The organism is Enterobacter cloacae complex sp. SHL012 (assembly GCF_049237505.1).
Taxonomy (GTDB): Bacteria; Pseudomonadota; Gammaproteobacteria; order Enterobacterales; family Enterobacteriaceae; genus Enterobacter; species Enterobacter kobei.
Map to the genome: position 1 here is coordinate 1,063,879 of NZ_JBMKIZ010000001.1, position 12,596 is coordinate 1,076,474.

The following is a 12,596-nucleotide window of genomic DNA, read 5'->3' on the forward strand; positions in this document are numbered from 1 at the left end:
CGGAACAACCGCCCGTCAGGTTATTGATGACGCGCCTGTTGCAACATGGCATCTGCATGCTGGTTTAACTGCTGACGATCGCCATAGCGGTAAGGATCGAGGAAATCGAAACGGACCGGTTTATCTCCGCGGTCGAACAAGTGCCCGATTCCGCCAGGCGCGTTATGAGCCCAGTAGAACAGAGAATCGGCAAATTCCTCCGTTGCCCGGGACAGGTAACGATTGGTGAAATCAGAGAAATCGATGGGGAAATGCTCGCGGTTGTCAGCAAAAAGCGAATGAAGCGTAGCAATCACCTCTTTTTCTGGAAGATTACCGGCGCGATAGGCTTCCATTGTTTCGCAGGCCTTATCGAAAATAGCCTCATAGTAAGGGCTCTCAATGGAAAGATGTCCCGGATAGGTTGCGCTTTCAAATTCCTTCTCAAGCCGCTCGTCATCACCGTGCTGCTGATAGTCGCTGAGGATTTTGCGCAGACGCAACACGCCGATGTAACTGCCGCTAATCCAGATACGGAACCACGCATTCCACAGTGGGAAGCTATCAAATGCGGTGAATGAATTTGCCACCAGCCTGTCGTTTACCTTCACCACTTCCAGGCTGTAATCCTGATAGCTGGCGAAATTCGCTGCTGACCAGTCATCCTGTCTGACGGCACGAACAATTTTAGGCGCGACGCGCAGAATCGATTCGAACGTATTCACCAACCCGCGCGAGAACAGCGGATCGACAAAGCCCACTGCATGGCCTAAAAGGCAATAACGCTCCCCTACGCTTTCGCGGCTGGTGTAATTCAGACGAGGTGCAACGGTCCATTCGCGTACCCGTGCCGCGCTCTCAAAGTGACGGGCAACGGAGGGGTGCTCATCGAGAAAACGGGTAAACTCTTCTTCCGGATCGCCTGCGGGACCATGTTTATCAATATCGAACTGCAGGCCGACGCTGCATAAGGTATTGGTCGAATAGGGGTGGTTGTTGAACGGAATAATCCACAGCCATCCGCCTTCAAACATGTGGTGCAGCGTGCTCTGTGAGAGCGGGGTCGGCGAACCGGTCACGTCCGTTGAGGCGATGACGTCTTCATACAGTTTGACCCCTGTCATATGGGTGAACAACGAACGCGTACGGCTCTGCATCTCACGTGCACCCTCGCGCAGGCCAAACTTATCGGCAACCGGTGAACGATAGCCTGCTGCATCCACGACGTACCTGGCTTTTATCTGCTCTTTTCCCAGATCCAGCAGCATCCCGTCGCCGGTTTCTTCAATCGACTGGATGCGGGTTTGCTGGCGAATATCGGCCCCCAGACGTGCGGCCAGCGCCAGATAATAGGCATCAATATCCTGACGGAACAGATGCGCTTCCGGCGACAATACCGGTGTCGAGACAACGTCCTGGGGATTATGCGCTTTATTCTTACCGTTCCATGCAAAGCTGAACGCCAGTTTAATACCGGCGCTCGACGTACCAATATTTTCCATCAGCGCGTGAATTTCCCCCGGCCACGCCAGCTCAGGAATATTGTACTGACGCGCCAGAATTTTCAACAGTACAGCACTTTCCGGCACCATCGATTCCCCGACGGCAAAGCGAGGATGGGTACCGGCATCAATAATTACCACGTTTAATTTCTGTTTTGCCAGAATAGCGCCGAGCATGGTTCCTGCAATACCGCTCCCGATGATGGCCACATCATAATGACTTTGTTTCATTGCTTTACCCTTAATAATATTACTGAGTGACTAACTGAGTTGTTATTTCGATTTCATGTTCACGCGTGTGATCTGCCTGAATCAGAAAAAGATATGTTGCCTGTTGTGTTAACCATTCTCTCGCCAGAGACAGGGCAATTTCTTTGCCAGTGCGCTGCGGCATTGTCAGTACCATGGTGGGTCCCTGAAAGCGATAGCGCGTACAGCAAATGGAAATAGGTGCCCCAACATTGGCATTAATAAAATCGACCGGAGAGACGCGCGATTTTATTGCCATGTCATGAATAATTTTCTCACTGGTATTCACCGGGAATGCCGTGCCAAACTGAATAATCCCGACGCTTTCAAGATGATTATCCAGCAATGCCTGGTGCTGTTGATAAAGTTCATCGACAGTAAACAGCACATTTAAAGACAATGGGTCGGCTGTTTTTAGCCCCCGGCGCAAGGTCTCATCTAAATCAGACCAGATTAATGAGCGTGCGGTACTCGTAGAAACGATCTTCATTAGCTGCCCCACCTTTTACATTACGGTAAATATCAGGCAGGTGTTAAAACCACCAAACCCAATCGTCATGCTTAACCCGGTCTTTCCCGTTAAGGGCTGAGGCTGCGCGGCAGGTAAATTAAAACGCAGGCCATCAATCGGCTTTTTCAGTTCATACACCGGGGGGATCGTGCCCGCATTGAGGCTATGAATGAGCGCGATGGCTTCCAGCGCCCCTGTCGCCCCCAGCGTATGGCCAAAATTGCCCTTCGTCGCGAAGACCCAGGGACGATGTGTGAAAAACTGGTTATAGGCATTGCTTTCAACCCGATCGTTGGTCAGGGTACCCGAACCGTGCGCATTAATAAGCGCAATATCGCCAGGTTCAAGTCCCGCCTGCGTCAGGGCACGCTGCAATGCCAGGCGGATGCCATTGCCTTGCTCATCCGGCGCGGTCAAGCCTGCCGCATCGTTAGACGCCCCAGCACCGACAAGCCTTGCCAGCACGCGTGGTGCAGAGCCGCCTTCTCGTTGCAGCACCAGAAAACCGGCCCCTTCTCCGAGAATGGTTCCTTCGTGTGTAGCATCGAACGATTTCAGGGTAGAAAGTGAGAGCGTGCCTAATGCGCTATGGGCCAGACGTTTTGAATCAGTAAGAATATCGGCGCCGCCGCACACGCACAGATCGGCTTGCCCCGTTGCAATTAAATGCGCCCCCAGAAGAAGAGCATCCGAGCCCGAGGAGCAGGCGGTAGAAAGGGCTATCCCTTCCATTCCCAGCGACTCCGCTACCTCGTTGACCCAGCCGTCGAGCGGCTCCCGGCAAAACGCCTCGCTGTCGAGGCGGAATCCCAGACTGGTTCCGACAATCAAAAAGCGTCGCTCCTCCGGCACAGGTTCTGCTGCACCCGAATCCTCTAGCGCCTGGCGGGCCGTGCGTTTCGTCAGAGCGATCAATTTTTCGCGCATTTCGGCAGGCCATTCACCCGGCAGCATGGCGGCCAGATCGGTACGCAAGCTTCGATCCGATGGCGCAGGCGCAATACCGGTTTGTTTTTCCAGTAATGTCTGGAAAACATCCTCGATACGATCGCCAGACGCAGTTGTCCATCCCATGCCGACAACATTGGCGACATACGTTGTAGTAGTCATCATTTTTTCCTTTACCGCAAAATAGTACGGTAAGCTGGTTAAAGTGAATTAACGATATATCAGTGGAACGCGCGCAAAAATTCGTTTGAAGGTTTATCTTCAAGCGGAGAAGGAGAAAAATTATCTTTAATCTCGCCTGCAGTTAATTCTATCTTTCGTTGATAAGGTTCTTTTTGTAGCCAGCGTGGACTTTCAATAAAATCAAATGCGATGTCTGTCGCATCAAATCCTTCGAGCTCGGCAGGCTTAACCACTTTCCTTCTTTTACGGTCCAGAACCTGTGCATAAGCAGAAATATCAAAATATCGAATGCGATCATCTTCCACCACTGCATTAATACAATGCCAGGGGCGGGGCAAATAAAGATAATTCACAAAAATATTCCGAAGAGAATACACTGGCTTGTTGATTATCTGGCTATACAGTATTGCCGAGACATCGGCCATTTCCGAACAGAAGCAGGGCAAGCGCTGTGTTTGACCCAGCATTTCACGAAGATAATCCTGAGGTGTCAGGTTACGTATGACCTCGTCGCGAAAATGCTCGTAACGTGAAATATAATAATCCCAATGCTCCTCAGGAAATTTGAGGCGAACGATGTCTGCCGGCCATGTTTCAAACACATCTGATTCCTGAAGGACATGGCACATTGTTTTTGGAACTTCACGTAGAATATCATCAAGGCTCGCCAGGTGATATTTTTCAATGACTGCCCGTGCCAGTTCCCGAAGTTCATCATTCATAACATCACCTTACTTATATTGTGTTAAAGAGGCCGCGCCACAATAAACAAAGTTTATATTACGTGGCCGTTCGTGGCGTTTGAGCTTTTTCAGCAGGCTGGCACTGTGCTGCTGGCAATTAGTTTCATTGATCACTGATTCATCGCAGGTCAAAACAATATCGAATCCCGCAATTTGATCCCCTTCATTGACAATTTGGGTCTTGCAGGTCATCACCCCTTTAATTTCCCGGCACAGCTGCTTAACGGCGCCGATATTGACTTTCTCATCCCTGATAACAATAAAATCACTGATTCTGCCTTTGAAAAACAGGAACCCATCAGCGTCCTGGAAGAAGATGTCTCCGGTGCGAAGCCAGCGTTTGCCATCAAGCTCAATGAACGTTTGTCGGTTACCGCGCCCAATGCGCTTGACGAGCAACGTATCAGAACTAATTAGCAACTCCCCCTGCCCGTCCTGGCCGTCTGCACCGGGCAGGATACGGACGTCCGTCTGGTCAATAGGACGTCCGGCTGACGCATAATATCCTCTCCCCAGCAGATGAGCCGGGCATGTCGACACCCGCGGTCCGGCCTCACTGATGCCATAAGTCAGATATAACTCAAGCCATGGCTGTCGGAGTAAAAAGGCTTCCACCTCATTCGGCGCAGCCAAATCGCCCCCAATCGTCAGTTTGTTTAACCCCGGCGGAAGCGTTGTTTCCCAGGCGTTCAACTGTCGCAGCAATACGGGCGTGAGCGAACTGAGGGTCACGCCGTATCGCTGTAAATCATCCAGATAATGGGGTACAGAAAACGGAGGTCCACTGATAACAATTTCGCAGCCCGTCTCCAGGGCAGCAATCATCTGGGCAACCAGCGCGGTGGAATAGCACATCGGCAAACTGATCAATACCCTGTCGCTGGCGCTCATGCCGATACTTTTGGCATGACGCAGCGCGTTACGCCGCAGCGAATCAAAATGATGGACACAGCCGCTGCTGAACGACGACGACGTGCCGGACGTGGCTATCACGACCTGCCCCGGCTGTGTCTGTACGGGTCCGCCATCACGGCATTTTCCCACCTGCCAGCGCCCGAGGGGTTCAGCTGCGCTTACGCCCAGCTCCTGCCATCGTCCTGGCTGAACCGGCGTACGCACCAGCGCCCCCGCCGCAAAGTCCTCAAGCATCTGCAGGATGCGTTCTGCTGGCGTGAGCGGCGGGATCAGCGCAGGCACAAAGCCACTGTTGAGGACAGCAAAGAACATATACATCAAGTCCGGGCAGTTCGGCATCGCTATCAGCACCACCCGACCGGGTTCCAGACTCTGCCGCTGCCAGTAATCGACATAGTATTGATAACTCTCTCCTTCAGTGCCGCTGGTCCCCACCGCAGACGTTGCCTGCACCGGAGAAAATAAACCGGCAGGCTCATAGGGAACAAATGCGGCACATTCTTCTGCTCGCGTTAACATTCTCAGGCTCCGAGCTTATTCATAATGAAACGCGAAAGGGTTTGGCACGAATAAAAATTCGCGGGCGAAAACTCTTTATCTTCAACTTTAATATTAAACTCTTCCTCACACTGGAAGCGTAATTCTACAAATCCAATAGAATCCATTCCTACCATTGAGGCGAGACCGGTCTCGTCAGCAATATCTTCGCGCTCGACATCCAGACCAATACGTTCAGCGATGATTTCTTTAATACGATCGACAATTACAGGCATATCCAGTTTCATAATTTTACCCTTTAATGTTTTCAAGTGTTTTATTTACTACAGCGGAAGATGATTCTTTATTTAACCAACGTAATATTGGCGGTGTGGTTGCCGTTACCACGAGCGCCACGATGACCATAATGGAGTAGACGCGTTGTGAAATAAGATGCAATTCGAGCCCGATAGACAGCACAACCAGCTCCATCAGACCACGCGTATTCATGAGCGCGCCAATCATGGAGGCTTCACGAAGGGAATATCCTGAAATACGCGCCCCGAGCAGAGCACCACTGAATTTGGTTATAAATGCCAGTAAGGTGAACCCAATTATCCAGGCAATGTCCTGCGTTGCCATACTGAAGTCGAAATGCGTTTTCAGGCCGGCGCTGACAAACAATACGGGAAGTAAAAGATAGTGCATGAAACCGTTCATACTCGCATGCCATTGCTTCGCTAACCCGGGGATCCGCGCGAACATGCTGCCCGCCAGCAAGGCACCGAAACCACTGTGCAGGTGAAGATACTCCGCTCCCCACGCGCTGACCAAAATCCAAAAAATGATCGCCGGAAATCTCATCTCCGGCCTGTGCGCATACCGTATAAGCAGGGGGACCACGACTTTGCCGGTCACCAACCCATAAAGTACCAGGGCTGCCGTCACGACCGCCAAATACGACCACAGCGAATCAGATTTTCCTTCAACCGCGGCAAATACGCTGTCCAAAGCCAAAATCCCCCAGCCTGTCACATCGGTAAGAATGGCAGCGGTAATGACGGGAGGAATGATGGCCAGGTGAAGCATTTTTAAATCTTCAATGATTCGCACAATGACCGGCAGAGCGGATACCGCCAGCGCCGTCCCCATAAAGATATTAAATAAAAGACGATCGGTTTGTGGCGCCAGTTCGGCATGTACCGAATTTCCCGCTAACATGCCACCGATAAACGGCAGCAGCATGCCCAGGAACGCTATTTTCAATGCAGCGATAGTCTGCTTTCGACGGCCATGATTATGACCATGAAAATGCGACAACCCAATATCGAACATGAGCAGAATCATGCCCAGATTCGCCAGCTTATCTATGGTGGTCAGCGACTCCTGGCTAAATAAAGACGTTTGAAATGAGAACAGAGACATTATTCCGGGAAAGAAAGTCGGTCCCAATAAAACGCCTGCAGCAATATGGCCAATAACCTGTGTTTGACCTATTTGCTCCATAAGTTTGCCGACGACATAGCAGGCAAAAACAATGACCGAAAGCTGAATAATAAACATGGGTATCCCCGCCAATGCTAGCGTTGAGTTTATTGATATTAAAAGTGTTTAGTTCGAAACGTGGGCGACGCTGTTCTCGTTAAAATACCCCATCGCGGTGGTTATCATCGCTACCATCACCATAACGAGGCTCAGCAAACAGATGCCCTGCCAGTCCCACCTTTCATAAACCCACGGACCGGTAACGGATCCGGCTGCGCCCAATGCATAATAAAAGAACATATAAAGCGCATAGAGGCTGCTTCTTTTATCCGGATGTAATCCGAGAACACGCGTCTGGTTAGCCACCTGCGCGGCAAAACACCCTAAATCGAATAATATAATGCCCAGCGTAATTCCCGGTAAGGACGCAGGAAAAAGAAACAGTATGGATATTCCCGCAACCACAAATACCATTCCGCCAAAAATCACGCTACGACACCCGAAGCGGTCAGCCAGTTTCCCCGCATAGTTGGCCAGTACAAGACCGACGATACCCGCCAGGCCAAATAATCCGGCTGTTCCCGCTGGCAGATGGAGTGGCGGTCTTTGCAGATGAAGCATGATGGTCACCCATAACAGGCTAAAGACGAAAAACCATGCCCCTCCGGTGACGGCAGATTCAATAAGCCGCACGTTACGCAGCAAGCCCGGCAATTGCGCCATGACGCTCAGATACCCCGTCTCCCTTGCGGGTTTAACATCAGGCAGGCATCTGATGGCCAGTAGCGCCATGGAGGCCATCACGGCTGCGACGATGGCCAGCATCCCTCGCCAGCCAAGCGCATCGGCCAGACTGCCGCCCACGAGCCTCGCGAGCAAAATTCCTGCCGAAATGCCCATGGTGATCAGTCCGACCGTAGCGCCTTTTGGCGTAATGTGAAATCCAAGCGCATTCAGTTGCACTGCGCTTGTCGCCATGGCGCCTGTCACTATTCCCGCGCTAAAAAGGAGCAACGGCTGACGGGTCAGGGAAGCGGCGAAGAGCGCAAGTGAGAGGAGAATAAACTGAGAAATAATCAGTTTCTTACGGTTAACGCTGTCTCCAAGCGGAACAAGAAACAGTATTCCCAGCATATAACCTATTTGCATGCTCGCCGCAATGAAGCCGGTATAAAACAGAGGCAACTGCAAAGATGCCGCGATAGCGGGCAATACGGGCTGAAGAATATAGTTATTTGCCATAGCCGTACCCGCCGCGATACTGGCGAACCAGATAAATAACGGCGAAACCGGATTTTCTTGCGCGATATCACTCATTAATCGCCCCCTGTCTTTTTTTTGCCACAATATCAATTGCTACTTTCATTTTTTTCTCGGGAAACGGTAAGACATGCAATAACGTAAATGCAGGTCGGGAATCACGGAAATAGTGCCCATGGATACGCGCTACCTGCTGCCATTCTTCAATTTCAGTCAGATACAGCCTGCTTTGTATTACATCGTCTATTGCATAACCACTGGATTCAAGTATCCCCTTGATCTTATTCAGAACGCATTCCGTTTGCAGTGAGATGTCATCAGATTCAATCTCACCACAAGAATTAAGAGGTCCCGTTTTCGAAATATATAGCCAACCGTCTGCTTCTACCGCTCGCGAGAAACCGAAAGCCTCCTCCCAGCTGCTGCCAGAAGTAATAAGTCTTTTTGATTCCACAATGTCATGCCTTTCATCACAGGGTGAAACAAACATATTACAACCCAATCAAATTTGTCCAGAAAAAATAACAAAAAATTGACCTGAAATTTAGCAGGTAATTAAGTAAGCATTTCCTGGATAAGCTGTAAGCTCAGCTAACCAATCAATATCTAAATTAATAAAATTAAATGATAAATAAAGCAGAAAATTTCCCGCAGATAACGACAATTAAATGAGTTGAGTATTAAAATAATGACTCTTTTATTTAACCGGGAGTTTTTACCGCACACAAATATTACCCGAATCATATTTCTTTATTTATTCTTATATGTAACCCAATGGAAAATATGAGAAATATTTAAATATAAGACAACCTTATGACGTCACAGGGTATCGTTGTTAATCAGGGTATTCTTAAGAATAAGTGGTCAGGAAATTAAACGGTTTCAATAAAAAAGCCTGCTTTAATTGCAGGCCTTTGCTTCTTGTCGACGGAGACGGATGCTATAAAGGGCTTAAATCTGATAATCAATCGCCACTTCTTCTGGCTCCATCACCTGACGTTTAATCTCATCAACGGACAGCCCGGCGTTGCAAAGTTCGATAAAACGCCACACATAGTTGCGCTGCAGCTGTCCACGCTTCAGGCCGAGCCATACGGTATTAGCATCAAACAGATGACGTGTATCAAGACGCACCAGATCTCCCCCCTCGCGTTCGCCACTGGACTGTTCTGCCACCAGACCTATGCCCAGCCCGAGCTCGACGTAGGTTTTGATTACATCAGAGTCCTGTGCGCTCAGCACCACGTCCGGCGTGAGCCCTTTGCGGTTGAAGGCTTCATCAATGCGCGAGCGTCCGGTAATGCCCTGGCGATAGGTAATCAGCGGCCATTTGGCAATGTCTTCCAGCGTCAGGGGCGAAACCTGATTCAACGGATGATCGGCGGGGAGCAACAAACTGTGATACCAGCGGAACCAGGGAAAAGCCACCAGCAGCGGGTCGTTGCTCAGGCGTTCACTGGCAATGCCGATATCTGCCCCACCGTTTTGCAGCAGCACTTCAATTTCCTGCGGCGTCCCCTGGATAAGCTCCAGGCGGACGTCAGGAAAAAGTTCACGGAAGGCTTTAATCACCGGCGGCAGGCTGTAACGCGCCTGGGTGTGGGTGGTGGCGATGGTGAGGACGCCCGAGGCGTCATTCGTGAAGAGATCCGCCAGGCGGCGCACATTGCTGGCTTCGTTGAGGATCCGCTCCGCAATGGTCAGCAAGGCTTTGCCCGGCTCCGTCATGCCAAGCAGACGTTTGCCGCGACGGATAAAAATCTCTATCCCCAGTTCTTCTTCCAGCTCGCGGATATGGCGACTGACGCCGGACTGAGAGGTATAAAGCATATTGGCGACCTCGGTCAGGTTGTAATCCCGCCTGGCCGCCTCACGGATAATTTTAAGTTGCTGGAAATTCACGATTCACTCCGGCGCATCTGACATAACGCTATTGTTAGAGTCAGCCGCACTGCAGAACAAATAATAAAAACCCGCAACTTATGCTTTTATGGAATATCAGCTCACGAGCTGGAGTTCACGGTTCTCAAGCGATGGCTTGCTGACCAGCGACATCAAAATCTCTTTTACCGCCTGCGCCTGTGGCGTCAGCGAGCCGCGTGCGGACATGTTGAGCGACAGCGGCAGGCTCATCGAAGGCGTAGTGATCCGTGCCATCCAGCCATTTGCCGCACTGCAGAGCGAGCGCGCTGCGGATTCTGGCAACACGGTGACGCCCATTCCGCTGGCAATGGCCGCGGTCAGCGTGGAGAGTGAGTCGATCTCGCCGATGATTTTGGCCGTCAGGCGACGCAGGGAGAATGCTTCATCCACGCGCACACGCACGGCGCTGTAATCACGCGGCAGATAGAGGTTCATTTCTGCCACGGCGGTAAGATCGACGCTCTGCCCCGGACAGTCGCGGGTGCCCACGAGGTAGAGATCTTCTTTCAGCAGCGGCTGGCTGGTGATCCCGGCGACCGGAGAACGATCGTAAAGGACCGCCATATCCAGCTGGCCATTGAGCAGTTTGTCATTGAGTACCGAACCGCTGTTCTCGTGCAGATAGACCAGCACTTCCGGCAGCTCAGCACGAACGGCCTGCAGCAGCGGCATGGTGATAGAAGACGCCGCAGTGCCCGGCGCAAGACCAATGGAAACGTGCCCGCTGAGGGTCTGGCCGACGTTGTTGACCGCCAGTTGCGCCTGTTCGCACTGGCGCAGAATAGTGCGGGCATGGGTATAAAGAATTTTTCCGGCTTCCGTTGGCGTGACGCCGCGTTTGGTACGAATCAATAATTGCTGATCCATCTCGCCTTCCAGAGTAGCCACCTGCTGGCTCAGCGCAGGCTGCGCGATATGCAGCACTTCTGCCGCTTGAGTCAGGCTGCCGATATCGACGATTTTTACGAAGTATTTCAGTCGTCTTAAGTTCATTTTGCCCCCTGTTCGAAATGCTTTGCCGGTACTGGCTATCGTTGTTGAACAGGTTTTGCAATATGAATGCCACTTTTACCGGGCGGTCTGAATTCCTCGCTAAGCGCCTGAAAATAAGGAAACCTAATCATGGAGGGGGGTTTTATTACTGAAACAGCAGTTTATGATCTGCCCCATTAGAGGTATATACGCACCAAAGCGGTGCATTACGCTGTCAAAAACATCACATTGCCGATTTTGTCAGCAAACGATCAAAAGGCGTTGATCCACCCTTTGACAAGCGCGGCTGACGTCGATAATATGCGCCCCGTTCACACGATTCCTCTGTAGTTCAGTCGGTAGAACGGCGGACTGTTAATCCGTATGTCACTGGTTCGAGTCCAGTCAGAGGAGCCAAATTTGAAAAGCCTGCTTACGAGCGGGCTTTTTGCTTTTCTGCATCTGGTAAAATTGTCGGGTGGCGGCTGCGCCTTACCCGACGGAAAGGGCTTCACATCCCTATCTTAACCGGCAACCCCGACCGACGTTCCAGCTCCGCTCCCGCGCCCTCGTTAATCAACTGCGTCCGCTGCGCGGCCGAAATGGGCAGAGGCACTTTCCGGGTTGACTCGAATTCCGCCCGATTGCGTGATAGCGGTTCGTGAACCTCCACCCACCGGCTACCGTCCGGCTCTGTCGTCACTTTAACGGGGCGATCGATAATCTGCACACGGGTGCCCACGGGAACATTATCGAAAAGATATTTGATATCGGCGTTACGCAGACGAATACATCCCTGGCTAACCCGTAGCCCGATACCGAAATTCGAGTTGGTGCCGTGAATCGCATACAGCCTGCCGATATATATCGCATACAGGCCCATCGGGTTATCCGGCCCGGCGGGCACGAAGGCCGGAAGCGTTTTCCCCTCTGCCGCATAGGCGCGCCGCGTATTCGGCGTCGGAGACCAGGTGGGGCCTTCCTGCTTACGCTCAACGGCCGTTACCCAGTTTCGCGGAGTTTCACGCCCGGCCTGACCGATGCCGATGGGCAATACGTCAACGGTATGACTGCCCGGTGGATAATAGTAGAGACGCATTTCCGCCACGTTAACGACAATCCCCTCGCGGACGGTGTCGGGCAAAATCAGTTGCTGGGGGATCACCAGCCGGGTGCCGGACTTAGGCAGAAAAGGATCCACGCCCGGGTTTGCTTCCAGCATATTGCTTAGGCCCTGTCCGTGCTGCGCGGCGAAAGCCTCCAGAGGCAGCGTGTTGCCCTGCGGAACGGTGACGATAATCGGCGTTCCCACCAGACGACTGCCTTCCGGCGGTAGGGTATAGGTTACGGCAAACGCACCGGGAACAGCGGCACACAGCGTAAGGACGAACCAGATAAATCGAATCATAGTTTCCTGCGCTCAAAAAAGAGAAAGCCCGATCTCCGTCA

General features: G+C 51.6%; 12 protein-coding genes and 1 tRNA gene. 1 reads left to right on the forward strand and 12 read right to left on the reverse strand.

Going from position 1 to position 12,596, the window contains the following annotated elements:
- Positions 1 to 20 precede the first annotated feature (20 nt).
- The 11 genes from ACOTY9_RS05115 to nac all read right to left on the reverse strand — a co-directional run bounded on the left by ACOTY9_RS05115 (position 21) and on the right by nac (position 11,168).
- Positions 21 to 1,712 (reverse strand): NAD(P)/FAD-dependent oxidoreductase, encoded by a 1,692-nt coding sequence (locus ACOTY9_RS05115; RefSeq protein WP_014884437.1) that lies wholly within the window; start codon positions 1,710 to 1,712, stop codon positions 21 to 23.
- 19 nt (positions 1,713 to 1,731) lie between these two features.
- Entirely contained in the window at positions 1,732 to 2,220 is a 489-nt protein-coding gene (locus ACOTY9_RS05120; protein WP_045134950.1) for a hypothetical protein, read from the reverse strand.
- A gap of 15 nt (positions 2,221 to 2,235) precedes the next feature.
- Positions 2,236 to 3,354: a beta-ketoacyl synthase N-terminal-like domain-containing protein gene (locus ACOTY9_RS05125; RefSeq protein ID WP_023337501.1), complete on the reverse strand. Its 1,119-nt coding sequence runs from the start codon at positions 3,352 to 3,354 to the stop codon at positions 2,236 to 2,238.
- Between the two features lie 56 nt (positions 3,355 to 3,410).
- Entirely contained in the window at positions 3,411 to 4,094 is a 684-nt protein-coding gene (locus tag ACOTY9_RS05130; protein WP_014884440.1) for a hypothetical protein, read from the reverse strand.
- Positions 4,095 to 4,103: 9 nt separating this feature from the next.
- Positions 4,104 to 5,549 carry a class I adenylate-forming enzyme family protein gene (locus tag ACOTY9_RS05135; protein WP_014884441.1) on the reverse strand — a complete coding sequence of 482 codons (1,446 nt, stop codon included), beginning with the start codon at positions 5,547 to 5,549 and terminating at the stop codon, positions 4,104 to 4,106.
- A 2-nt stretch (positions 5,550 to 5,551) separates the two neighbouring features.
- Positions 5,552 to 5,815, reverse strand: coding sequence for an acyl carrier protein (locus ACOTY9_RS05140; protein ID WP_014884442.1), 264 nt, complete (start codon positions 5,813 to 5,815; stop codon positions 5,552 to 5,554).
- Positions 5,816 to 5,819: 4 nt separating this feature from the next.
- Entirely contained in the window at positions 5,820 to 7,070 is a 1,251-nt protein-coding gene (locus ACOTY9_RS05145; RefSeq protein WP_014884443.1) for a cation:proton antiporter, read from the reverse strand.
- 48 nt (positions 7,071 to 7,118) lie between these two features.
- Positions 7,119 to 8,309 (reverse strand): MFS transporter, encoded by a 1,191-nt coding sequence (locus tag ACOTY9_RS05150; RefSeq protein ID WP_063943323.1) that lies wholly within the window; start codon positions 8,307 to 8,309, stop codon positions 7,119 to 7,121.
- Positions 8,302 to 8,706, reverse strand: a complete 405-nt coding sequence (locus ACOTY9_RS05155; protein ID WP_032629102.1) for a Rid family hydrolase — start codon at positions 8,704 to 8,706, stop codon at positions 8,302 to 8,304. Before ACOTY9_RS05155 ends, ACOTY9_RS05150 begins: the two co-directional genes overlap by 8 nt.
- A 497-nt stretch (positions 8,707 to 9,203) precedes the next feature.
- The gene (gene cbl, locus ACOTY9_RS05160) at positions 9,204 to 10,154 is read right to left on the reverse strand and encodes an HTH-type transcriptional regulator Cbl (protein WP_023330849.1); all 951 of its coding nucleotides are present in this window, start codon (positions 10,152 to 10,154) and stop codon (positions 9,204 to 9,206) included.
- Between the two features lie 96 nt (positions 10,155 to 10,250).
- Complete coding sequence (gene nac / locus ACOTY9_RS05165; protein ID WP_014884446.1) at positions 10,251 to 11,168, reverse strand: nitrogen assimilation transcriptional regulator NAC; 918 nt, start codon at positions 11,166 to 11,168, stop codon at positions 10,251 to 10,253.
- A 320-nt stretch (positions 11,169 to 11,488) separates the two neighbouring features.
- Here nac and ACOTY9_RS05170 point away from each other — a divergent pair.
- A tRNA-Asn gene (locus tag ACOTY9_RS05170) sits at positions 11,489 to 11,564 on the forward strand.
- Positions 11,565 to 11,658: 94 nt separating this feature from the next.
- Here ACOTY9_RS05170 and ldtA read toward each other — a convergent pair.
- Complete coding sequence (gene ldtA / locus ACOTY9_RS05175; RefSeq protein WP_088126580.1) at positions 11,659 to 12,555, reverse strand: L,D-transpeptidase; 897 nt, start codon at positions 12,553 to 12,555, stop codon at positions 11,659 to 11,661.
- Positions 12,556 to 12,596 lie beyond the last annotated feature (41 nt).